We start from the raw sequence: 22,945 nt of genomic DNA, 5'->3' as shown, positions 1-22,945 counted from the left end.
AAACTATTTTATAAGGATTTGTATTCTTGCAATGTGTAAAGAATCGTTATAAAGGTGAGTTTTACGATACATACTAACCAAAATAATGTATCTCATTGTAAAAAGTTCTTTCGTATTGAGGTAGTGATAACATGTAGCTTGAATTTGGTCAGAATGAAGAAAATATGTACTATCTAAAGGAGTATACAATTCGTAGATTAAAGTGAAGACAGCGTCTTATAATAAATAGAACGCATTACTTTAATCGATGCTGTTAAATAAAAAAAGAAGGTACTCCCTTGATTATCTTCTATAAGAGATAATCATCAAACCTTCGTTAAAAATTATATACGTAAATGAAAAAGAGTTCAACCGTATTGCTTCTTTTCAAAAAAGTATGTAAAAAGAACCGCTTCTTAGTAAGAAGCGGTTCTTTTTTATACTTCTGTTAAAATAATCGGTTCGCCACGTGTTACGACAACTGTATGTTCACATTGTGCAACAAGGCTTTTATCAGGTGTAACGAATGTCCAACCATCATCGCCACGTTCGATAATGTGATCAGCTTTCATAGAAATGAATGGCTCTACAGCGATAACAAGACCGTCTTTTAGAAGCGCATTATCCATTGGATCAAAATAGCTTAAAATGTGGTTTGGTGCTTCATGTAAGCTAAGACCAATACCGTGACCAGTTAAATTTTGAATAACATTGTATCCATTTTTATGTGCAAAGTTTGAAACGGCACGACCAATTTGGTTTTGTTTTGAACCAGCTTTCACCTTTTTCATTGCTGCCCAAAAGGCATCAACAGCTGCTTGGCAAAGCTTTTCTTTTGCTTCATCTTCTCCAAGTACAAATGAAATACCTGTATCTGCATAATAACCATCAAGTGCTGCAGATACGTCGACATTTACAAGGTCGCCTTCTTTTAATACACGATCACCTGGAATACCGTGAGCAACTTCTTCATTTACACTGATGCAAGTTACGCCAGGGAAATCATATTCTTTTTCAGGCGCAGAAATAGCACCATGCTCATCTAATACTTTTTTGCCAATCAAATCAAGCTCTTTCGTTGTCATACCTGGCTTCGCTTCTTTTTTCATTTCTTCACGTGCAAGCGCAACGATGCGGCCGATTTTTCGTAAGCCTTCTAAATCTTGTTCATTACGAATAATCATGAAAACCACTGTCCTTCCTCGAATATATATCTTACCCGATTGTATCATGTTTATTTTCGTCCTGCTACTCGCTTGCAGTATGGTGGATTGATTCCTCTCATAAAGAATACATGACAATTGTCATATCGATGTCATGACGCATCATACTGTTTCCTAAGTTTTCCAAGGAATACAATGTAAATATAAGAAACAGCGGGGGTGGAGAGATGGAAAAGATTATTGAAGTAAATAGTGTTTCTAAAACATTTAAACATAAAAAAGCAGTAAATAACGTTTCATTTCATGTGAATAAAGGAGAAATCGTAGCATTGCTTGGACCGAATGGTGCAGGGAAAACGACGACGATGTCGATGATGCTTGGATTAAAGGATCCAACGGAAGGAACGGTTTCTATATTCGGAAAGAGTCCAAAGCATAGAGATGTTCGTAATAGCCTCGGTGCGATGTTACAAGAAGTAAGTGTCATTGATAGCATTACAGTGGAAGAAGCAATTGAGTTATTCCGTAGCTATTATACGAATCCGGTAGCGAAAGAAACGTTACTACAGTTATCAAATTTAGAATCGGAGCGAAAGCAAAGATGTGAGAAATTATCAGGAGGTCAAAAGAGAAGGTTAAACTTTGCACTCGCACTTGCAGGAAATCCAGACTTGTTATTTTTAGATGAGCCGACAGTTGGAATGGATATTACGTCTCGAAGAACGTTTTGGGAAACGATTCGAAAGTTAGCAAGTGAAGGGAAAACAATTATTTTAACGACGCACTATTTAGAAGAAGCAGATGTATTGGCAAATCGTATTTTACTGTTTGCGAATGGAAAGATTATCGCAGACGGTACACCAGATGAGATGAAAGCAACGATTTCTCGAAAAACGATTTCGTTTTATTCGAAAGAAAAAATTCCTAAGAGTGTACTAAAGGAGTTGCCGAATGTAACAGAAGTACAGTCAAATGAAGGGCGTTTCATCTTAACAACTGAGGATACCGATGCAACTTTACAAGCAATTTATAAAAAGAATTTACCTGTAACAGACGTTTCCGTTGAACGTGGAAGGCTTGATGAAGCATTTGAACAGTTTGTCGCAAATCAGAAGGGAGAAATAGCATGAAAGCACTATGGATGCAATGCAAAATAGAAATTTTACGTACATTCCGTAATAAATTATTTATCTTTTTCTCATTATTAATGCCAGTTATGTTTTATTACATTTTCACAAACGTTATTCAAGTACCGCAAAACGGTGATGCATGGAAGGCGCATTATTTAATTTCAATGGCAACTTTCAGTATTGTAGGGACTGCGTTGTTTAGTTTCGGTGTAAGAATTTCTCAAGAAAAAGGGCAGGGATGGACACATCTTTTAAAAATTACGCCACTTCCAGAAGGTGCATATTTAACAGCAAAGATCATTGCTCAAACAGTAGTAAATGCTTTTTCAATATTAGTTATCTTTATTGCAGGGATATTAATTAATCATGTGGAGTTAACGGTAGGGCAGTGGATTGGTGCTGGATTATGGTTATTGTTAGGGGTAACACCATTTTTAGCATTAGGAACAGTAATAGGTTCTATTAAGAAGGCTGATGCAGCTGCTGGCTTAGCGAATATTTTAAATATGAGCTTAGCTGTAATTGGTGGGCTATGGATGCCGATTGAAGTATTTCCAAAAATATTGAGAACAATTGGTGAATGGACACCGACATATCATTTCGGAAGTGGTGCGTGGGACATTGTAGCTGGAAAATCAATTGGATGGGAAAATATCGCGGTACTAGGAGGTTATTTCCTTATATTTGTTGTAGTATCAATATATATAAGAAAAAGACAGGAAGCGGTATAAATGACAGAGAAGAAGAGGATTGAGATTTTTCCGAAACATATGGGATTCTTTCCGTATATGTGGCTCGTTTATTTGTTATTTCCAATTTATAATTTAACACAAGTATCGGGATGGAAGCTTGTAATAGGAAGCGGTATGTTGATAGTTTTCATGATCACATACCGTCAACTTTATTTTGTTCAGAAGACGTTCATTTTGTGGGCTTGTATTCAAATGATACTTACGCTTTTATTTGCTTTATTTTATAATCCCTTCATGATATTCTTTGGCTTTTTCACAGCAAGTGCAATGGGGTTTGCACCAAGTAAGAAAGTATTTCGGATATTACTATGTTTGTTAGTTGTAATGCTTGGAGTATTTGTATTTATAAATATGAATCAACTAACACCGACAAGTTTAGTAAATATCGTTCCGATGTTTATTTTAATGCTTCTTACACCATTTGGTATGCGCAATTTTAACCAGAAAAAGATGTTAAGAAATCAATTAAACGAAGCGAATGAGCAAATTAAGGACTTAGTAAAACGTGAAGAGAGGCAGCGTATTGCAAGGGATCTTCATGACACGCTCGGGCATACGCTATCTCTTATTACGTTGAAAAGTCAGCTTGTTGAAAAGCTAATCGTCAAAAATCCAGAGCGCGCAAGTACGGAAGCGAAGGAGATTACACAAACATCTCGAACTGCTTTAAAACAGCTAAGGGAATTAATTTCTGATATGCGCATGATTACGGTAGAAGAAGAGCTTGAGCAAATAAAAGCGATCTTACAAGCTGCTAATATTGAATTAGAGATCAAACAAGAAACGAGTGCAAGTTCGCTATCACCCATTGAACAAAATATTTTAGGAATGTGTTTACGTGAAGCTGTTACGAATGTTGTAAAGCATAGTAAGGCGACGCGGTGCATAGTTTCTGTACGAGAATTACAAGGTGAATTGATTTTGACAGTAGAAGATAACGGAATTGGTTTAGCGGATCAAAATCACGATGGGAATGGTATTCGTGGTATGAAGGAGCGAATCGCTCTTATTGATGGATTTGTTGAACTGGGTACGATTAATCCAGGAACACTATTAACAGTAAAAGTTCCAGTTGTTATTAGAACAGGAAAAGATGAGGTGAAGGCATGATTCGAATTATTATTGCAGAAGATCAGCGAATGCTTCGTGGTGCGTTAGGAGCCCTACTCGATCTAGAAGATGATATTGAAGTAATTGGGCAGGCTGCAAACGGGGAAGAGGCGCTAAAACTAATTGAATCGTTAAAGCCTGATGTAAGCATTATGGATATTGAAATGCCAATTCAAAGTGGATTAGATGTTGCGGAAACGTTAAAGAAAGAAAATTCAGCGTGCAAGGTAATGATTTTAACGACATTTGCGCGTCCTGGATATTTTGAACGAGCAATGAAAGCTGGTGTGCACGGATATTTATTAAAAGATAGCCCAAGCGAGGATTTAGCTGCATCGATTCGCAACGTAATGAAAGGTAAACGAGAGATTTCTCAAGATTTAATGTTCGGCTTATGGCAGGAGCAAAATCCGTTATCAGATCGTGAAAAAGAAGTATTGCTACTTGCGAAAGAGGGAAAGACGGCAAATGAAATCGCAAAGGCACTTTATCTTTCGCCAGGTACAGTACGTAATTATATTTCTGAAGTATTAACGAAGCTTGATGCGAAAAATAGAATTGAGGCAATTACAATTGCGGAAGAAAAGGGATGGATATGAAAAGAAGTTTACCTATGAATGGTAAACTTCTTTTTTCTTATAAACAAGTATTTCAATAGAGAGTTTCGTCACAGTCGCATCGCTCAGGATTTGAAGTATATCGTGTAATTTAGATTTTACTTCATTTTTCGACAAAAAATTTGTTATAGTAAGATTAGGTTGTTGATCTAAGTTTTGGACAACTTTACCACTAATAGTTGTGATTACTCCATTTTTATCTACTTTTACAATGAGATCTTGGCCATATACTTTATAGTTTTTATATGTTTGTGCAAGGCGAGCTTCGGTTTGATTTTCTTTTGTTGCTTTATTTGTAGGTTGGGAATCGATATTCATTTCAGTTGTCATTCACTTTTGTTGAGCTTGTGCCTCATTTATCTCACCTTTTAAATACTTTTTCAGTATGTTTTTTTCGTATCATTTTGAGGTTGTGTAATTTTTTAAGCGTTAAATTAGGCTAAGTAATTTCAAATTTTACTTCATTTCTGTCTAATTCTTGGGTGTGAATAACTTCTGCTACTGCTAATAAAGGAAAAAGAAGACCGAATGTAACGAAGGCACGGACGAATCTTCTATAATTTATTTATAAAACTACTAATCTATTATTATATGTGAGACGAATTGTATGAAGAATTTGCCGAATTTTATATATATTATGCATTATTTCATGTCAAAAATTGTCGAACTCACATTATTGTAGTGGTATGACAACTTAACAAATTATATTGTTATAATGGGATGGTGAGTAAGTATGCACGCAGAAAAATTAGGAAGTGAAATTAAGAAAATTAGGGTAATGCGGGGATTAACACAAAAACAGTTATCCGAGAACATATGTCATCAATCGGAAGTGAGCCGAATTGAATCAGGCGCAGTATACCCAAGTATGGATATATTGCAAGGTATTGCAGCAAAGTTACAAGTTCCCATTATTCATTTTTATGAGGTACTCATTTATTCAGATATTGAGAGAAAAAAGCAGTTTAAAGATCAAGTCATTACGCTATGTAAGCAAAAAAAATATAAAGAGATTTATAATAGAGTATGGAATGAGCTGAAAAAGGAAGAATATCATCCCGAATTCCAGCAGTTTCTTCAATGGCAATATCATGTAGCAGCTTACATGTTGAAGAAAATTGATTACGAATATTGTATTTTAGAATTGAAAAAATTGTTAAACCAACAACTAGCTGGAATAGATGTATACCAAAACCTCTATATAGAAAATGCAATCGCAAATATTTATGCTGAAAATGGCTATTTTAAGAAGAGTATTGAGTTATTTGAAGGTATATTGAAACAATTAGAGTCATTGCATGATAATGAAGAATTCGACGTGAAGGTAAGATATAATCATGCAAAAGCACTATACTTAGATAATCAATATGAACAAGCCTTATATCAAGTGAATAAGGCGATTGAAATATCTTGCCGAATTAATAGTATGGCATTAATTGGGCAGCTGTACTATCAAAGAGGTGAATGTCTAGAAAGGTTGGAGTATGATGAGGCAGAGATTGAAGATACATATAAGAAAGCAAGTTTCTTTTTTGATATATTAGAAATGCATGCATATAAAGAGGCAATCGTAAATAAAATCAATGAATGAATAACCCTAAAAAATGGATATGCATAATTGCATACGGCATGGATAAACTTTCATGATATATTAAAAGAAAAAATGTGGGTGATGGAATATGAAAAAATTACTTATTGGTAGTTTATTAACGTTAGCAATGGCATGGGGTATTTCATTAACAGATACAGCTTTAGAGAAAAGCCAAGTAATTTCTCATAATGATCAAGAGGTACAATTAGCTTCGGACCTACCTTTTGAATATTAAAAAAACAACCGTCTTACTTAGACGGTTGTTTTTTTGTGGAGTAACCTCCAAACGTCTTTACTAGAAACGGGCTTGCTAATAAAGAATCCTTGAATGTGGTCACAGTTTTGCTCATATAAAAACTTCCATTGTTCTTCGGTTTCTACACCTTCTGCGATAACTTCTAAATTTAGTTCTTTTGATAGTGTAATAATGGAAGAAATAATCGCTTCCTCTAAAGGACTAGTTGTAATTCCGCAAATAAATTCTCGAGCAATTTTTAATGTGTTAATTGGATATTTTGTTAAATAAGCTAAAGAACTATAACCAGTTCCAAAGTCATCAATTGAAATTTGAATACCGAGATTTTGAAGTTGTTCTAGTTTTGCAACTACAGATTGATTTTGGTTAATGGCGATACTTTCTGTAATTTCGATATCTAGTGCTTCTGGTTGTAACTCTGTTTCTTCTAAAACTTTTGAAATAGTTGGGATTAAATCTGCATGATTAAATTGAACTACAGATAAATTTACACCGACTTTTAAGTGAGAGAAACCTTGATTATGCCATCTTTTCGCTTCTAAGCAAGCAGTACGTAAAATCCAATTTCCAAGTTCAATAATGAATCCAGTTTCCTCTGCTAGAGGGATAAATTGGGCTGGGGATACGATACCGAGCTTTGGATGTTTCCAACGAATTAATGCTTCAAAACCAATAACTTGTTTTGTTTTTGTGCTTACTTGTGGCTGGTATTCAAGGAAAAATTCATTTTGTTGTAATGCTTTTGAAAGTTCTCCTTCTAAGAAGTTACTCTCATTTTGAGCGATACTCATTTCTTTTGAGAAGAAAACAAATCGGTTTTTTCCATTTGCTTTCGCGCGATACATAGCCATATCAGCATTTTTCATTAATGCTGTTACATCAGTTCCACAATCAGGGTACATTGCAATTCCGATACTTGGTGTAATAGACAGTTCTTCATCTTTAATGAAGAATGGTTTGTTTAAAATATTTAAAATCTGTTCAGCTATAAAGGCCGCACTTTTTTCTGAGTACATATCTGGTAATAGAATTGTAAACTCATCTCCGCCTTGGCGAGCAACGACATCTTTTGAACGTAGGCAACTGCGTAATCGTTTTGCTACTTCAATTAATAACAAGTCTCCGACGTCATGACCGAGTCTATCGTTAATTTTTTTGAATCGATCTAAATCAAGAAATATGACGGCAACATCATTTGCGCTAGCCTGAGCGGTATTTAAAATGTTTTTTAAATCTTTTTCAAACTTACGGCGATTTGGTAATCCGGTAAGTGCATCATGAAAGGCTAAATGTTCTACTTGTTTTTGTTTTTCATATAAAGTTGTAATATCACGTGCTATGCCAAACATCCCGACAACTTCCTTGTTTATGAAAGTAGGGATGAGTGTAATGTGAAGGTAATAGTAGTAACCTTCTTTTTCCTTTGTGCGAACTTCTAAAGTTTGTGGTCTACCTTCTTTCGTTAGTTGTAAAGCTTTCTTTAGTAAATCATGGTCTTTTGAGTCAATAAAGTGTAAAAGGGAATAGCTTTCTACTTCACAATAGTAGGCAGTAAATAAGCTTTCGCAAGCTGTATTAGACTGCTGGAAAATACCATACATATTTAAAGAGAAAACAGCATCCGGGTGATCTTCGAATAAAGATTTATAACGTTGTTCACTTTTTGATAAAGCAGATGCACCTTCTTCTACTTTATCTTCTAGTTGTGTAGTCAACTGCTCGTATGTATCGATTAGTGCCTGATTATCTTTCCACATATAAAGTTGTCGTAAGAATAATAAGATAAGAGATAATACTAGACCGATCAACATGAACTTATCATCCCAAGGTTGAAAGATAATAAAAGAAAAAGTAATGATTATACTAAAATAAGGTAATATAAAGCGCACATAATCAAACCGATAATATTTTGTTTTCGTTTCATGCTGTATTGGTTTATCTAAAATATATAGTATGGATGACAAACCAATTAATAAAATCGAAGCAGTATGTATTAAGTAAGAGACTTCAGAAGAAGGTTTTATCCCTGCGTTTAATTGAAACAGGTGTATATATCCGTACACGAGTATAATAGTAAAGCCGATAATTAATGAAATTCTGCTAGAAGAATATTCTTCTCTTCTATATAGACTAATTACGGCGTAGATTACTAATGATTGTGCAATAAAATATCCAATTAAAACCCAGGTATCTGTTGTTAACATACGAAAGCTTGAAATGTCCAAAATAAAAGTTAAGGTAAAATAAATATTCATAATAACGATAAAGATGCTATCGAATGAAAATTGAGCTAGTCCTCTAATAGAGTAATGCTTTATGAACTTTATAGCAAAGCCAGAAAAGAGCAAAATATATTGTACGATAAAAAAGGGCAATGCCTTATACGAGAATATGACTTGGTCATATATAGAAAGTGAATGAAGAAATAGAGTTATCTCCATTGTCAATCCACATAGGCAAGTGCATAGTACTAAAACCCAAAATAATTTGTCACCGCGCTTCATTTTCTTAATTGCTTTATATAGGCAATAGCAAGAAAAGAGTGTAGCGAAAAAAAATAAGAAGAGAATTCCAATTTCTTTTATATTTAAGTCCTTAGGGATAAGAAATATCCAAAGAGAAAATATAATTATGTACATCGTGACAAAGTGTACGTATTTTTTTTGATTAATCATATTATGACTCCGTTTCAATAAAGTTGAATCACAGGTGGAAAATGCTAATTCCAATCATAGCATATAAAATAGGGTGTTTTTTACTAAAAAAATTACTTTTTTTGAAAAAAATAGCTCAACATTACAATTTACCATTGTAATGTTGAGCTACTTATTCTTTTTACCCCTCTTATAGAGGATAATTCATGTATGAATTGCAGCATCGCTAAATCTTTCTGTTTACTTTCAATCATAATATCGAAATTATGATTGATTTTTTTTGCAACGTGTAAGAAAGGTTTAATAAACTCTAAATCAATATATTCCGCGTGAGCCCTAAATTCTTTTTTTGATTTAGGAGAGGAAATGTGAACTTTAGGAACGATATTTGTATGTGACCAAGTTTCAAAAATTGCAGGAAGTAACTCTTCTAACGGTTCTTCGCAAAGATTTGCCATGTGATGGTGATAATCAAATACGAATGGGATCTTTTCTTTTTGGCAAATAGATAAAGTTTCAGCAGTTGTATATGTTTTATCATCATTTTCAAGTGTCATTTGCCTCTTTATATGTGCAGGAAGTTTTTTTATGTTGTCATGGAAACGTTCAACCGCTTTTTCTTTATTTCCGTAGGCACCACCTACATGGATGTTAATATAAGAAGAATCTGCAATGCCTATTGCATCTAATACTTTATAATGATAGGTCATATCTGTAATAGCGTTAGTCGTAATGTGTGGTTTGTCGCTTGTAAATAGTGTAAATTGATTCGGATGAAAACTTACTCGTAAATTATGTTCTTTAATTAATGCCCCAATTGTACGCCAAAGCGGTGTGAACAATCCGATGTAATCAAACTCGACTTCGGGATGTGTTGCAAGTGGGACGATGGAAGAAGATAAGCGATATAATGGAATTTCATGCGCTATATTGTAATGAAGAATACGTATTGTATGCTCAAGATTCTGCCGCGTAACATCGTATAATTTATCTTCTCGTTCTTGTTTACTAAGCTTTTGAAAGCTTGTAAATGTCATCGTTTTAGCCGGAGAACAGTCCCAGAGTGCCATTGCATGTGAGACATATCCGAAACGCATAATCATAATGAATACATCTCCTTTATGCATTATCTTTCCTATAGGAAGAAAGCAAGTATTGTTCCTATCCATTCTTTGCCTCTATTAATGAGAGAATTCGGACTAACATCTTTCAAGGAAAGTAATGACGCATTTTCTAGATCTTCGTGGAATTTATTTTTTACTGTTTGTATAAAATGTTCATCATATAAAAGGCAGTTGATTTCATGGTTAATATATAAACTTCTCATATCAAAGTTTGCAGTTCCGATATCACAGATATAGTCATCAACTATAATAACTTTAGCGTGAAAAAAACCTTGTTGAAATGCGTAAATATTACAGCCAGCTTGTATTAACTTTCGGCAATATGGGAATTTTGCTTCTCGAACAAGGGGGTGATCCGCTTTTTCTGGAACGAGAATCGTGATTTGAACCCCGCGTTTTCGTGCTTCTAATAATGCGTTCATAATTTTTCTTCCAGGAATGAAATAGGGTGTACCGATAAAGAGTTCCTTTTTTGCACCTTCAATTAAATGTAAAAAAGTATGTTGTAAATAGGCACCATCAGTTGGAATAAATTGATGTTCGATAGTACCGGGTTGCTGTTTCGGAAAATAAAGAGAAGCGTCCAATAAATTTTGGTTTGTATCATCAAACCAGTCATGTAAAAATTGCTTTTGTAAATCTTGTACTCCTTCGCCTGTAAGACGTAAATGATAGTCCCTCCATAATCCTAACCGCTCATTATGTCCCAAATACTCTTCACCAATATTAAATCCCCCAATGTAACCAATTTTCCCGTCGATAACTGTAATTTTTCTATGGTTTCTTTGATTTGCAGAAAAGAAAGGAAAAGGAAACTTTACTTTGTGACAAAATGAAAAAGAGACACCATGTTTTTGTAGGGAGCGAACGGCCTCGTTTGATAAATGATGGCCCCCCAATCGATCGAGTAGAAGTCTTACTTCAATTCCTTCCTTTGCCTTATCAATAAGTAACTTTAAAAATTCCCGGCTGATTGTATCGTTTTTTACAATGAAAAACAAAACGTGCACATGGTGTTTCGCCTGTTTTATATCAGTAAATAGAGCGTCATACAAATCTTTTCCGTATGTATAAAGGTGAAAATCACTTTGACGTAAAGGGAAAGAACGAGAACGTACACGCCTTAAATGAACAATTCTCCCATAAGAAAGATCAATTACAATCCAGAGAGCAATACCTATTAATAAGAGAGATAAGAAGAACATGAGTAAATTCCCTCCTTCACGGTCTTTTCACCATTTGTTTTTTATAAATCAAACATTCATTTTATTCGGTTATTTGTGGGCTAATAATTAGTAGGGAGTAAATAACTTCTAATGATTAAAGTTTCACTTTATAGTTTCACCGAAATAAACAGCTTTATTAAAAAATATGTTGTTGTATAACAAAAAACTGTTGACTGAATGCTCACTCATTATATAATGAAGGTAGGGGATAAAATTCAGAAAATTATATGTTTTTGAAGATTCTAAAAAAAGAAAGAGGGCTTACAAAGAGAGGGGTAGCATAAAAATGAATAGCTTACTGATCATGAATTGGCTGGCTGCCATTGCTGTTATTGCTTATGCGGGATATTTGTTTGTGTATCTTATACGAACGAGGATGGCCTACATACAGTTAGGAAAAAAGATTGAATTTGACCGTCGTTTTAAAGAGCGTTGGGATCTCCTTAAGGTCAATGTTTTCGGTCAGAAAAAGCTGCTGAAAGATAAAAAGAGCGGCATTATTCACGTTATGTTCTTTTACGGATTTATTCTTGTCCAATTTGGAGCAATTGACTTCGTTTGGAAAGGACTCGCACCAGGATCACATCTTCCACTTGGACCACTATACCCTGCATTTACATTCTTCCAGGAAATTGTCACACTTGTTATTTTAATTGCAGTCTTTTGGGCTTTTCATCGACGTTATGTTGAGAAGCTAGTTCGTTTAAAACGTAATTTCAAATCAGGCCTTGTTCTTATCTTTATCGGTGGCTTAATGATTTCTGTGCTACTCGGTAATGGGATGGGAATTATATGGCATGGCGAGGAGCTTTCATGGAGTGAGCCAATCGCTTCTGCAATCGCTTACGTTTTCTCAGGGATAAATGAAACCGTAGCCATTTCTGTGTTCTATTTCTCTTGGTGGGTGCATTTACTAATTTTGTTAACATTTTTAGTTTATGTTCCACAATCGAAACACGCGCATTTAATTGCGGGACCAGCTAACGTTTTCTTCGGCCGTCTTTCAAATCCAGGGAAACTTGAAAAGATTGACTTTGAAGATGAAACACAAGAAACATTTGGTGTTGGTAAAATCGAAGATTTTAGACAAAATCAGCTTATTGACTTATACGCTTGCGTAGAGTGTGGTCGTTGTACAAATATGTGTCCGGCAACAGGAACAGGTAAAATGTTATCGCCGATGGATTTAATTTTAAAACTTCGCGATCATTTAACTGATAAAGGAGCTGCAGTGACATCAAAAGCACCGTGGGTTCCAGTAGTTGCTTTTAATAATACACAAGGAAATCAGTTAGCGATGATGGCAGCTGGAAAAGGGCAACAAGAATCAGCGGCTGCAACACTCGCTTACGATCCGAGTTTAATCGGAGATGTTATTACAGAAGAAGAGATTTGGGCTTGTACAACGTGTCGTAACTGTGAGGATCAGTGTCCGGTTATGAATGAGCACGTTGATAAAATTATTGATTTACGCCGCTATCTCGTTTTAACAGAAGGAAAGATGGATGCGGAAGCACAGCGTGCGATGACAAATATCGAGCGTCAGGGGAATCCGTGGGGTCTAAACCGTAAAGAGCGTGAAACTTGGCGCCAAGGTGATGATGAAGTAACGGTTCCAACTGTAAAAGAAAAATCGAAAGCTGGTGAGGAGTTCGAATATTTATTCTGGGTTGGTTCAATGGGATCATATGATAATCGTAGTCAGAAGATTGCGATATCGTTTGCGAAGTTGATGAACGAAGCAGGCATTTCATTTGCGATACTCGGTAATAAGGAAAAGAACTCTGGAGATACACCGCGCCGCCTTGGAAATGAATTTGTCTTCCAAGAGATGGCGACAAAAAATATCGAGGAATTTGAAAAAGCAGGAGTGAAGAAAATCGTTACGATTGACCCTCATGCTTATAACACATTTAAAAATGAGTATCCGGACTTTGGCTTGCAAGCAGAAGTCTATCATCATACAGAACTGTTAGCTCAGTGGGTGAAAGAAGGACGCTTAAAACCGGTTCACGCTATTGAGGAAACAGTTACGTACCATGATTCCTGCTACTTAGGAAGATACAATGAAGTATACGAAGCCCCGCGTGACATTTTGAAAGCGATTCCTGGTGTGAATCTTGTAGAAATGGCACGTAACCGTGAAACGGGAATGTGCTGTGGAGCAGGTGGTGGCTTAATGTGGATGGAGGAAACAACAGGTTCACGCATTAACGTTGCTCGTACAGAACAAGCATTAGCTGTACAGCCATCCATTATCGGTACAGGATGTCCGTATTGCTTAACGATGATTAGTGATGGGACGAAAGCGAAAGAAGTTGAAGAGAAAGTTCAAACTCTCGATGTAACAGAGATTTTAGAACGCTCAGTGATTGGACAGAAGAAAGAAGCAATCTAGTTTGTAGGAATGCATACAACTTTAGAAAGAGGTGCAATGATTGCACCTCTTCTCAACGTAGGGATACCGAGCGAGCGCTCAGTGTTAAAAAATGAAATGGGGGAAAGAAACATGAGTAAAACAGTTATTTTAAGTGCTGCAAGAACACCAGTTGGAAAATTTGGAGGATCTTTAAAAGATGTAAAAGCAACAGAACTTGGAGGGATTGCAATTAAAGCGGCGCTTGAAAGAGCAAATGTTTCTGCTAGTGATGTTGAGGAAGTTATATTCGGAACGGTTATTCAAGGTGGGCAGGGGCAAATTCCGTCGCGCCAAGCGGCGAGGGCTGCTGGAATCCCTTGGGAAGTGCAGACGGAAACAGTGAATAAAGTTTGTGCATCGGGGCTTCGTGCGGTTACGTTAGCGGATCAAATTATTCGTACTGGCGATCAATCATTGATTGTAGCTGGTGGTATGGAGTCGATGAGTAACAGTCCTTACATTTTACGAGGAGCAAGATGGGGATATAGAATGGGCAACAACGAAGTCGTTGATTTAAACATTGCTGACGGTTTAACATGCGCATTTTCAGGTATACACATGGGTGTTTATGGCGGAGAAGTTGCGAAGGAAGATGGAATTTCTCGCGAAGCGCAAGATGAATGGGCATATCGTAGCCACCAGCGTGCGGTTTCAGCACATAATGAAGGACGTTTTGAAGAGGAAATCGTGCCAGTAACGATTCCGCAAAGAAAAGGCGATCCTATTGTCGTTGCAAAGGATGAGGCGCCACGCGCGGATACAACAATTGAAAAGTTAGCAAAATTAAAACCTGTATTTGATAAAACAGCGACAGTGACAGCTGGTAATGCACCAGGCTTAAACGATGGTGGTGCTGCACTTGTATTAATGAGCGAAGACAGAGCGAAGCAAGAAGGAAGAAAGCCGTTAGCGACAATTTTGGCACATACAGCAATTGCAGTGGAGTCTAAAGATTTCCCGAGAACGCCAGGTTATGCAATTAACGCATTGCTTGAAAAAACAGGCAAGACAATTGAAGACATCGATTTATTCGAGATTAATGAAGCATTTGCAGCAGTAGCAATTGCAAGTACAGAAATCGCAGGAATTGACCCAGAAAAATTGAATGTAAATGGCGGCGCAGTAGCGATGGGACATCCGATTGGAGCAAGCGGAGCGCGCATTATTGTTACACTAATCCATGCACTTAAGCAACGCGGCGGTGGAATTGGAATTGCTTCGATTTGTAGTGGTGGCGGTCAAGGCGATGCAGTGATGATTGAAGTTCACTAATTAAGATTAGAAGATATATAGTTTATTAAAAATTAAGGGGGAAGAAGAAATGGGTGTACAAAAAATTGTTGTAATTGGTGCAGGACAAATGGGATCAGGAATTGCGCAAGTATGTGCAATGGCAGGATACGATGTGAAGGTACAAGATTTAAAACAGGAGCAATTAGATAGAGGATTGGCTATTATTACGAAAAACTTAGCACGCCAAGTAGAAAAGGGGCGCATGAAGGAAGAAGAAAAGGAAGCGACATTAAACCGTCTTGCAGTAACGCTTGATTTAGATTGTGTGAAGGAAGCGGATCTTATTATCGAAGCAGCTGTCGAGAAAATGGATATTAAAAAGAAAATCTTTGCGAATTTAGATGAAATTGCTCCAGAACACGCAATTTTAGCGACAAATACGTCATCTTTGCCAATTACAGAAATTGCCGCGGTAACGAAACGTCCGGAAAAAGTAATCGGTATGCACTTTATGAATCCGGTTCCGGTTATGAAACTTGTTGAAATTATTCGTGGTTTGGCTACAGATGATGCGGTATACAAAACAATTGAAGATATTACGAAGAAAATTGGCAAAGTACCAGTTGAAGTAAATGATTTCCCAGGATTTGTATCGAATCGTATTTTATTGCCGATGATTAACGAAGCAATTTATACGTTATATGAAGGTGTAGCGACGAAAGAAGCGATTGATGAAGTAATGAAACTTGGTATGAATCACCCGATGGGTCCTTTAACGCTCGCTGATTTTATCGGTTTAGACACGTGTTTATATATTATGGAAGTGTTGCATGAAGGTTTAGGTGATAGTAAATACCGCCCATGTCCATTACTGCGTAAGTACGTAAATGCAGGATGGTTAGGACGTAAAACAGGTCGTGGTTTCTACGTTTACGAATAAATCCCCCTTTGTTACAAAATAGTGGTCTTACCAAATTATTAAAAGGATTTATAGCAAATGGAGGCGGAGTATATGAACTTTCGTTTTAATGAAGAGCAACAAATGATGAGAAAAATGGTTCGAGATTTTGCACAGAAGGAAATTGCTCCCTTTGTTCCTAGTATGGAACAAGGGGTGTTTCCAAAAGAGATTTTGCAGAAGATGGGTGAGCTTGGATTAATGGGAATTCCAGCGCCTGCAAAATACGGCGGGGCAGAAATGGATTTTATTTCTTACATTTTAGCAATTGAAGAAATTTCAAAGGTAAGCGCAACGGTTGGTGTAATTTTAGCTGTACATACGTCAGTTGGAATGAACCCGATTTTATATTTCGGAACAGAAGAACAGAAAGAGAAATACGTTTCTAAACTTGCGACTGGTGAATATTTAGGTGCATTTGCATTAACAGAACCAAATGCAGGATCGGATGCAGGAAGTTTGAAATCAAGAGCTGTGAAGAAAGGCGATCATTACATTATTAATGGATCGAAGGTGTTCATTACAAATGGTGGTGAAGCAAGTACATATATTGTATTCGCTTCTACAAATCCAGAGGCAGGAAAGAGTGGGATTTCTGCATTCATAGTAGAGAAAGATACACCAGGCTTAATTATCGGTAAAGATGAGCATAAAATGGGACTGCTCGGTTCTCGCACTGTACAACTTACGTTCGAGGATATGAAGGTACCGGCTGAGAATTTACTTGGTGAAGAAGGACAAGGATTTAAGGTAGCAATGGCGAATTTAGATGTTGGAAGAATTGGGATTGGGGCGCAAGCATTAGGGATTGCTGAAGCGGCGCTTGAATGTGCGATTGATTATGCGAAAGAACGTGAGCAATTCGGAAAGCCAATTGCGGCGCAGCAAGGGATTGGCTTCAAACTTGCAGATATGGCAACTAGTGTAGAAGCGGCGCGATTACTCGTATATAGGGCGGCATCGCTAAGAGCGCAAGGATTACCATGTGGTAAGGAAGCATCTATTGCGAAATTATTCGCTTCTAAAACAGCTGTTGAAGTTGCGATTGAAGCGGTGCAAGTATTTGGGGGATACGGTTATACGAAGGACTATCCAGTAGAAAGATTTTTCCGTGATGCGAAAATCACGCAAATATATGAAGGAACGAGCGAAATACAGAAACTTGTTATTAGCCGAGCTTTATAAAAGCACAAGGGGGAGACGGGCATGCATTTTAAACTATCAGAAGAACATGAAATGATAAGAAAAATGGTTCGAGACTTTGCTAAGAATGAAGTAGCACCGACGGCAGCTGAGCGTGATGAAGAAGAGAGATTTGATCGTGCAATATTTGATCAAATGGCCGAGCTTGGTTTAACTGGTATTCCGTGGCCTGAAGAATACGGCGGAATTGGAAGCGATTACTTAGCATATGTAATTGCTATTGAAGAATTATCGCGTGTATGTGCTTCTACAGGTGTAACATTGTCTGCACATACTTCGCTTGCTGGTTGGCCAATTTTTAAATTTGGAACAGAAGAGCAAAAGCAAACATTTTTACGACCGATGGCTGAAGGAAAGAAAATTGGTGCGTACGGCTTAACGGAGCCAGGGTCTGGATCGGATGCTGGTGGAATGAAGACGATCGCCAAAAGAGATGGAGACCATTATGTATTAAATGGATCAAAAATATTTATCACTAATGGTGGTATTGCTGATATTTATGTTGTTTTCGCATTAACTGATCCTGAATCGAAGCAGCGTGGCACGAGTGCATTTATAGTGGAAAGTGATACACCAGGATTTTCAGTTGGGAAGAAGGAGAGTAAATTAGGGATTCGCTCTTCACCAACAACTGAAATTATGTTCGAAGATTGCCGTATTCCTGTAGAGAATTTACTAGGGGAAGAAGGACAAGGGTTTAAGATAGCGATGCAAACATTAGATGGTGGCCGTAACGGTATTGCGGCGCAAGCGGTCGGTATTGCACAAGGGGCTTTAGATGCTTCCGTAGAATATGCAAGAGAGCGTCATCAGTTTGGGAAGCCGATTGCGGCGCAACAAGGGATTGGCTTTAAACTTGCAGATATGGCAACGGATGTGGAGGCGGCGCGTCTTCTAACATATCAAGCAGCTTGGCTGGAATCGGAAGGGCTTCCGTATGGGAAAGAGTCAGCGATGTCAAAAGTATTTGCAGGTGATGCAGCGATGAAGGTGACGACGGAAGCGGTACAAGTATTTGGTGGTTACGGTTATACGAAAGATTATCCAGTAGAGCGATACATGCGAGATGCAAAGATTACACAGATATATGAAGGAACACAAGAGATTCAAAGGCTCGTAATTTCTCGTATGTTAACGAAGTAGGATCAAAGGCGTAGGTATTTTCCTACGCTTTTTCCTTCCAAAAAATAATAGAGAGGTGAAGGGGATGGTTAAACATAATGTGCATGCATCAGTGAAAGATGAAAAATTAGTTGCGTTAAGGCGTGAACAAATGATTAAAGGTGCAGTACAACTGTTTAAACAAAAAGGATTTCCGCGTACAACAACGAGAGAGATTGCAAAGGCAGCTGGATTTAGTATTGGAACGCTTTATGAATACATTCGTACAAAAGATGATGTTTTGTATTTAGTTTGTGATAGTATTTATGAACATGTAAAAGAAAGGTTAGAGGAAGTAGTTTGTACGGAAAAAGGAAGTGTAGAAAGTTTAAAGATAGCAATAACGAATTATTTTAAAGTGATGGACGAATTGCAGGAAGAAGTATTAATAATGTATCAAGAGGTACGCTTTTTACCGAAAGAATCACTCCCGTACGTATTAGAAAAGGAGTTTCAAATGGTAGGAATGTTTGAGAATATTTTAGAACAGTGTACGGAAAACGGAACATTTACATTAAATAAAAAAGAAATACAGCTTCTTGCGCATAATATTTTTATACAAGGACAGATGTGGGGATTTCGACGTTGGGCGTTGCAAAAGCTATATACGCTCGAGGAATATACAGACATGCAAATTAGGTATGTATTACAAGGGGCCCATATGCTTCCGAAATAAGGAATGCACAAATTATAATTTTACTACCCTATAAAAGTTTCCCGTTTTTTTTGTAGCATATTTGTGCGACTTTTGTTTATAATGAATAGTATGGATTTTTTTAAGCAGGCCGTTATATATAAGGTTATATTTGATGAAAGGAAGTGCCGCATAAGTGGATTTTAAGCAATATTCACCAGAAGAGCTAAAAGAATGTTCAATGATTGAAGTTGTACATAGCGTTTTAGGGGATAAAAAACAAGCAACGACATTCAACGAGTTGGTTCAAGAAATCGCTCAAGTGCTGGGACTATCTCAAGAGCAAGTTAATGCGAAGATCGCACAATTTTATACAGACTTAAACATCGATGGACGTTTCATTAATTTAGGAGAAAATCGTTGGGGATTACGTAGCTGGTACCCATATGAGCAAATTGATGAAGAAATCTTGCCTCAACCAAAACCGAAGAAGAAACGTAAAGTTGAAGAAGACGGTTTTGACGACTACATTGAAGAAGATGAAGATGACTTTGATGATGTAGACGGAAATGAAGACGAAGATGATGATGTAGAAGATTTGGACAAGGTTCTTGAAGACGAAGACGGAGACGACGATGATCTTGATGATTTAGAGGACGATGAAGATGACTTCGCTGAAGAAGAACTTGAGTATGATGAAACTGAAGAAGAAGAAGAGGAAGAACTGTAGTTCTTGACTTTTCATTATCGTCCATGTAGAATCATTTTTGGGCTCTTTAAAAAAGGACGATAATACTTTTAAAGTGTAAATATAAAAGAAAATTGCTCCCTACTTATTACTTTATGTGATGAGGGGAGCAATTTTCTTTTTTGTTTTTTGTTTAGAAAATAAAAAGAGTCTAACAATAAGATGGATACAGTGTTATCTACATACGTTGCGCTTTGCAACGGTGATTATATAACAGCAAAATAGAAGGGAGCTTTTTCATGACTAAGTATATTTTTGTAACAGGCGGTGTAGTATCGTCTTTAGGTAAAGGTATTACAGCAGCATCTCTTGGAAGACTTTTAAAAAATCGTGGTTTAAACGTAACAATTCAAAAGTTTGATCCATACATTAACGTAGACCCAGGGACTATGAGCCCATACCAACACGGTGAGGTATTCGTAACAGATGATGGTGCAGAAACTGACTTAGACCTTGGTCACTATGAGCGTTTCATCGACATCAACTTAAACAAATACAGCAACGTAACAACAGGTAAAATTTACTCTTCAGTTCTTCAAAAAGAGCGTCGTGGTGAATACCTAGGAGGAACAGTTCAAGTTATTCCTCACATTACTAACGAAATTAAAGAGCGCGTATACCGTTCTGGTCGCGAAACAAACGCGGACGTTGTTATTACAGAAATCGGTGGAACTGTTGGTGACATCGAGTCTCTACCATTCTTAGAAGCAATCCGTCAAATTAAGAGCGACATCGGTCGTGACAATGTAATGTACATTCATTGTACGTTAATCCCGTACTTAAAAGCAGCGGGTGAAATGAAAACAAAACCAACGCAACATAGCGTTAAAGAGCTTCGCAGTTTAGGTATTCAACCAAATATTATCGTTGTTCGTACAGAAATGCCTGTTTCTCAAGATATGAAAGACAAGCTTGCATTATTCTGTGACATTGATACAAAAGCAGTTATTGAAGCACGCGATGCAGATACTTTATATGCAGTTCCATTATCTCTTCAAGAGCAAAATATGGACCAAATCGTTTGCGATCACTTAAAATTAGACAATCCAGCTGCAGATATGACAGAGTGGACTGCGCTAGTTGAAAAAGTGCGTAACCTTTCTAAGAAAACAAAAATCGCTCTTGTTGGTAAATACGTAGAGCTTCAAGATGCATACATTTCTGTTGTAGAAGCACTTCGTCATGCGGGTTACTCTTTCGACACAGATGTAGAAGTGAAATGGGTAAATGCTGAGCACGTAACAGCAGAGAACGTACAAGAATTAGTAGGAGACACAGATGGTATCCTTGTACCAGGTGGCTTCGGTGATCGTGGTGTAGAAGGTAAAATCGTTGCAATTCAATATGCTCGTGAAAACAAAGTTCCATTCCTAGGAATTTGCTTAGGTATGCAACTTGCATCAATCGAATTCGCACGTAACGTATTAGGATTAGAAGGAGCTAACTCTTCTGAAATCAATCCTGACACACCTTATGCAATCATCGACTTATTACCAGAACAAAAAGATGTAGAAGACTTAGGTGGTACACTTCGTCTTGGTCTATATCCATGTAAGCTTGCTGAAGAAACAAATGCATACAATGCTTACAATGAGCCGGTTGTATATGAGCGTCATCGTCATCGTTATGAGTTCAACAATCAATTCCGTCCGGATATGGAAAAAGAAGGATTTGTATTCTCTGGTACAAGCCCAGATGGCCGTCTAGTTGAAATCATTGAATTAAAAGATCACCCTTGGTTCGTGGCAGCACAGTTCCACCCAGAACTTGTTTCTCGTCCAAACCGTCCACAGCCATTGTTCCATGACTTCGTAAAAGCTTCTATTACGAATAAAGAGAGCAAGTAATAAAAAAGCGCCTGAAATAGGGCGCTTTTTTTAATATTCATTTAACATTTCATCGATTGTAAATTTGATTCCGTGATATGCAAATAAAGCTATCATTAAGCTTGGGAATCCGTAGCGATTACCTTCATCGTCTGGAATAAGCCCTTTTAACAGTTTTGTATCAATATGTACATCTGTATATTGTTCTAGTGATTCATTGCCTTCTTGAATAGCAGAGATGCCGACAATAGAGTGTCCATCTGCTTGCAGTTTTTTTGCTATTGCTACAACTTCTTCATCTGTTGAAAAACGGCTAATAAGAAGCACACGATCTGCAGAAGTTACTTCTACTTCTTTACCATTTTCAAAAAATCGTTTTGCTTGCTTCATTGGTTCAGCACCGAATAGTGCTTCAGCAACAACGCCCTCCATTTCATTTGTACCATGTAAATAAATGAAACCTTCGCCAACTAATGCTTGAGCAAGTAGACGGGCGCTATCTTCTATATTCATTTCCTCTTTTTGAGAAACTCTGGAGAAATAACCGCTTAATTGGGTTGAAAAAATTTTTAACATAATGTTACTCCCTTCGTACGTGTTTACCGGCTTTCATTATAGTTTATTTTTTTAGAAAGGTGAAATCGAAGGTGGCATAACAAAATAGGAAACGGTAAAATAAGAAAGAAATAGGAAGGAATTTGGTAAAGAATAGCGAAAATTAATCGTTAAGATATAAGAAGCTTTAAATCTTGTACTTACACAGAAAGGTTGGGAGTTATGGAAGGGAAAATTTTAATCGTTGATGATCAATATGGCATTCGTGTGTTATTACATGAAGTGTTCCAAAAAGAAGGTTATCAGACATTCCAAGCAGCGAATGGATTTCAAGCTTTAGATATCGTGAAAAAAGATAATCCAGATTTAGTTGTGTTAGATATGAAAATTCCAGGTATGGATGGTATAGAGATTTTAAAGCATGTAAAAGAAATTGATGAGAGTATTAAAGTGATTTTAATGACTGCTTATGGAGAGCTTGATATGATCCAAGAAGCAAAAGATTTAGGTGCTTTAATGCATTTTGCTAAACCATTTGATATTGATGAAATTCGTCAAGCGGTGAGAAATGAACTCGCTGTAGAGGCTTAAAAATGAATTTTTTAT

The 22,945-nt window shown here is 36.9% G+C and carries 21 protein-coding genes; 15 read left to right on the top strand and 6 right to left on the bottom strand.

The window, feature by feature from the left end; all coding sequences use genetic code 11:
• Positions 1 to 416 precede the first annotated feature (416 nt).
• Positions 417 to 1,211, bottom strand: a complete 795-nt coding sequence (map, locus tag PQF83_RS18500) for a type I methionyl aminopeptidase (RefSeq protein WP_002081265.1) — start codon at positions 1,209 to 1,211, stop codon at positions 417 to 419.
• Between the two features lie 158 nt (positions 1,212 to 1,369).
• Between map and PQF83_RS18495 the strand changes: the two genes are divergently transcribed.
• From PQF83_RS18495 to PQF83_RS18480, 4 genes are read left to right on the top strand one after another with little or no spacing between them, the layout of a single operon-like run.
• Entirely contained in the window at positions 1,370 to 2,272 is a 903-nt protein-coding gene (locus PQF83_RS18495; protein ID WP_000411152.1) for an ABC transporter ATP-binding protein, read from the top strand.
• Positions 2,269 to 3,003, top strand: coding sequence for an ABC transporter permease (locus tag PQF83_RS18490; RefSeq protein ID WP_000646285.1), 735 nt, complete (start codon positions 2,269 to 2,271; stop codon positions 3,001 to 3,003). The genes PQF83_RS18495 and PQF83_RS18490 overlap by 4 nt, the downstream gene beginning before the upstream one ends.
• The gene (locus PQF83_RS18485) at positions 3,004 to 4,134 is read left to right on the top strand and encodes a sensor histidine kinase (protein ID WP_000136743.1); all 1,131 of its coding nucleotides are present in this window, start codon (positions 3,004 to 3,006) and stop codon (positions 4,132 to 4,134) included.
• Complete coding sequence (locus PQF83_RS18480; protein WP_000619261.1) at positions 4,131 to 4,733, top strand: response regulator transcription factor; 603 nt, start codon at positions 4,131 to 4,133, stop codon at positions 4,731 to 4,733. Before PQF83_RS18485 ends, PQF83_RS18480 begins: the two co-directional genes overlap by 4 nt.
• A 12-nt stretch (positions 4,734 to 4,745) precedes the next feature.
• On the opposite strand, the gene PQF83_RS18475 is transcribed toward PQF83_RS18480, so the two are convergent.
• A complete protein-coding gene (locus PQF83_RS18475; RefSeq protein ID WP_033671088.1) occupies positions 4,746 to 5,069 on the bottom strand; it encodes a bacillolysin in 324 nt (107 codons plus the stop codon).
• Positions 5,070 to 5,484: 415 nt separating this feature from the next.
• Between PQF83_RS18475 and plcR the strand changes: the two genes are divergently transcribed.
• Positions 5,485 to 6,342, top strand: a complete 858-nt coding sequence (gene plcR / locus PQF83_RS18470) for a transcriptional regulator PlcR (RefSeq protein WP_000542921.1) — start codon at positions 5,485 to 5,487, stop codon at positions 6,340 to 6,342.
• 88 nt (positions 6,343 to 6,430) lie between these two features.
• Positions 6,431 to 6,577: a quorum-sensing peptide PapR gene (gene papR / locus PQF83_RS18465; protein WP_000734741.1), complete on the top strand. Its 147-nt coding sequence runs from the start codon at positions 6,431 to 6,433 to the stop codon at positions 6,575 to 6,577.
• 17 nt (positions 6,578 to 6,594) lie between these two features.
• Here the strand turns inward: papR and PQF83_RS18460 are convergent, their stop codons facing one another.
• The 3 genes from PQF83_RS18460 to cls form a co-directional block, all read right to left on the bottom strand.
• A complete protein-coding gene (locus PQF83_RS18460; RefSeq protein ID WP_002163455.1) occupies positions 6,595 to 9,273 on the bottom strand; it encodes a DUF4084 domain-containing protein in 2,679 nt (892 codons plus the stop codon).
• Positions 9,274 to 9,401: 128 nt separating this feature from the next.
• Positions 9,402 to 10,355, bottom strand: coding sequence for a UV DNA damage repair endonuclease UvsE (gene uvsE, locus PQF83_RS18455; protein WP_000605890.1), 954 nt, complete (start codon positions 10,353 to 10,355; stop codon positions 9,402 to 9,404).
• A 32-nt stretch (positions 10,356 to 10,387) separates the two neighbouring features.
• Positions 10,388 to 11,581: a cardiolipin synthase gene (cls, locus tag PQF83_RS18450; RefSeq protein ID WP_000465816.1), complete on the bottom strand. Its 1,194-nt coding sequence runs from the start codon at positions 11,579 to 11,581 to the stop codon at positions 10,388 to 10,390.
• 307 nt (positions 11,582 to 11,888) lie between these two features.
• On the opposite strand from cls, the gene PQF83_RS18445 reads away from it, so the two are divergent.
• From PQF83_RS18445 to pyrG, 8 genes are all read left to right on the top strand, one after another.
• Entirely contained in the window at positions 11,889 to 14,000 is a 2,112-nt protein-coding gene (locus PQF83_RS18445) for a heterodisulfide reductase-related iron-sulfur binding cluster (protein ID WP_001086790.1), read from the top strand.
• A gap of 9 nt (positions 14,001 to 14,009) precedes the next feature.
• Positions 14,010 to 15,293: an acetyl-CoA C-acetyltransferase gene (locus PQF83_RS18440; protein WP_002163456.1), complete on the top strand. Its 1,284-nt coding sequence runs from the start codon at positions 14,010 to 14,012 to the stop codon at positions 15,291 to 15,293.
• A 49-nt stretch (positions 15,294 to 15,342) separates the two neighbouring features.
• Positions 15,343 to 16,194, top strand: coding sequence for a 3-hydroxybutyryl-CoA dehydrogenase (locus tag PQF83_RS18435; protein WP_000538858.1), 852 nt, complete (start codon positions 15,343 to 15,345; stop codon positions 16,192 to 16,194).
• Between the two features lie 72 nt (positions 16,195 to 16,266).
• Positions 16,267 to 17,397 (top strand): acyl-CoA dehydrogenase, encoded by a 1,131-nt coding sequence (locus PQF83_RS18430; protein ID WP_001011170.1) that lies wholly within the window; start codon positions 16,267 to 16,269, stop codon positions 17,395 to 17,397.
• A 21-nt stretch (positions 17,398 to 17,418) separates the two neighbouring features.
• The gene (gene acdA, locus PQF83_RS18425) at positions 17,419 to 18,558 is read left to right on the top strand and encodes an acyl-CoA dehydrogenase AcdA (protein ID WP_000545521.1); all 1,140 of its coding nucleotides are present in this window, start codon (positions 17,419 to 17,421) and stop codon (positions 18,556 to 18,558) included.
• A gap of 64 nt (positions 18,559 to 18,622) precedes the next feature.
• The gene (locus PQF83_RS18420; RefSeq protein WP_000238604.1) at positions 18,623 to 19,252 is read left to right on the top strand and encodes a TetR/AcrR family transcriptional regulator; all 630 of its coding nucleotides are present in this window, start codon (positions 18,623 to 18,625) and stop codon (positions 19,250 to 19,252) included.
• Positions 19,253 to 19,406: 154 nt separating this feature from the next.
• On the top strand, positions 19,407 to 19,940 hold the full coding sequence (gene rpoE / locus PQF83_RS18415) for a DNA-directed RNA polymerase subunit delta (RefSeq protein ID WP_000346283.1): 534 nt from the start codon (positions 19,407 to 19,409) through the stop codon (positions 19,938 to 19,940).
• Between the two features lie 257 nt (positions 19,941 to 20,197).
• Positions 20,198 to 21,805, top strand: a complete 1,608-nt coding sequence (gene pyrG, locus PQF83_RS18410) for a CTP synthase (RefSeq protein WP_000170454.1) — start codon at positions 20,198 to 20,200, stop codon at positions 21,803 to 21,805.
• A gap of 30 nt (positions 21,806 to 21,835) precedes the next feature.
• Here pyrG and PQF83_RS18405 read toward each other — a convergent pair whose 3' ends face one another.
• Positions 21,836 to 22,360, bottom strand: a complete 525-nt coding sequence (locus tag PQF83_RS18405; protein ID WP_000912421.1) for a DUF2529 domain-containing protein — start codon at positions 22,358 to 22,360, stop codon at positions 21,836 to 21,838.
• A gap of 201 nt (positions 22,361 to 22,561) precedes the next feature.
• Between PQF83_RS18405 and spo0F the strand changes: the two genes are divergently transcribed.
• Entirely contained in the window at positions 22,562 to 22,930 is a 369-nt protein-coding gene (gene spo0F, locus PQF83_RS18400; protein WP_000398594.1) for a sporulation initiation phosphotransferase Spo0F, read from the top strand.
• Positions 22,931 to 22,945: the final 15 nt, after the last annotated feature.

The organism is Bacillus sp. FF-1 (genome assembly GCF_028548245.1).
GTDB lineage: Bacteria > Bacillota > Bacilli > Bacillales > Bacillaceae_G > Bacillus_A > Bacillus_A paranthracis.
Note: the sequence above shows the minus strand (reverse complement) of the source record. Positions and strands in the feature narration are given on the sequence as shown.

Excerpts from the sequence above, each read along its gene's own strand:
- PQF83_RS18405 (WP_000912421.1), bottom strand. The coding sequence starts at position 22,360 with ATGTTAAAAATTTTTTCAACCCAATTAAGCGGTTATTTCTCCAGAGTT.
- PQF83_RS18445 (WP_001086790.1), top strand. The coding sequence starts at position 11,889 with ATGAATAGCTTACTGATCATGAATTGGCTGGCTGCCATTGCTGTTATT.
- uvsE (WP_000605890.1), bottom strand. The coding sequence starts at position 10,355 with ATGATTATGCGTTTCGGATATGTCTCACATGCAATGGCACTCTGGGAC.
- PQF83_RS18435 (WP_000538858.1), top strand. The coding sequence starts at position 15,343 with ATGGGTGTACAAAAAATTGTTGTAATTGGTGCAGGACAAATGGGATCA.
- spo0F (WP_000398594.1), top strand. The coding sequence starts at position 22,562 with ATGGAAGGGAAAATTTTAATCGTTGATGATCAATATGGCATTCGTGTG.
- PQF83_RS18485 (WP_000136743.1), top strand. The coding sequence starts at position 3,004 with ATGACAGAGAAGAAGAGGATTGAGATTTTTCCGAAACATATGGGATTC.
- PQF83_RS18490 (WP_000646285.1), top strand. The coding sequence starts at position 2,269 with ATGAAAGCACTATGGATGCAATGCAAAATAGAAATTTTACGTACATTC.
- PQF83_RS18440 (WP_002163456.1), top strand. The coding sequence starts at position 14,010 with ATGCATACAACTTTAGAAAGAGGTGCAATGATTGCACCTCTTCTCAAC.
- PQF83_RS18420 (WP_000238604.1), top strand. The coding sequence starts at position 18,623 with ATGGTTAAACATAATGTGCATGCATCAGTGAAAGATGAAAAATTAGTT.
- map (WP_002081265.1), bottom strand. The coding sequence starts at position 1,211 with ATGATACAATCGGGTAAGATATATATTCGAGGAAGGACAGTGGTTTTC.
- cls (WP_000465816.1), bottom strand. The coding sequence starts at position 11,581 with ATGTTCTTCTTATCTCTCTTATTAATAGGTATTGCTCTCTGGATTGTA.
- plcR (WP_000542921.1), top strand. The coding sequence starts at position 5,485 with ATGCACGCAGAAAAATTAGGAAGTGAAATTAAGAAAATTAGGGTAATG.
- acdA (WP_000545521.1), top strand. The coding sequence starts at position 17,419 with ATGCATTTTAAACTATCAGAAGAACATGAAATGATAAGAAAAATGGTT.
- PQF83_RS18475 (WP_033671088.1), bottom strand. The coding sequence starts at position 5,069 with ATGAATATCGATTCCCAACCTACAAATAAAGCAACAAAAGAAAATCAA.
- pyrG (WP_000170454.1), top strand. The coding sequence starts at position 20,198 with ATGACTAAGTATATTTTTGTAACAGGCGGTGTAGTATCGTCTTTAGGT.
- papR (WP_000734741.1), top strand. The coding sequence starts at position 6,431 with ATGAAAAAATTACTTATTGGTAGTTTATTAACGTTAGCAATGGCATGG.
- PQF83_RS18460 (WP_002163455.1), bottom strand. The coding sequence starts at position 9,273 with ATGATTAATCAAAAAAAATACGTACACTTTGTCACGATGTACATAATT.
- PQF83_RS18480 (WP_000619261.1), top strand. The coding sequence starts at position 4,131 with ATGATTCGAATTATTATTGCAGAAGATCAGCGAATGCTTCGTGGTGCG.
- PQF83_RS18495 (WP_000411152.1), top strand. The coding sequence starts at position 1,370 with ATGGAAAAGATTATTGAAGTAAATAGTGTTTCTAAAACATTTAAACAT.
- PQF83_RS18430 (WP_001011170.1), top strand. The coding sequence starts at position 16,267 with ATGAACTTTCGTTTTAATGAAGAGCAACAAATGATGAGAAAAATGGTT.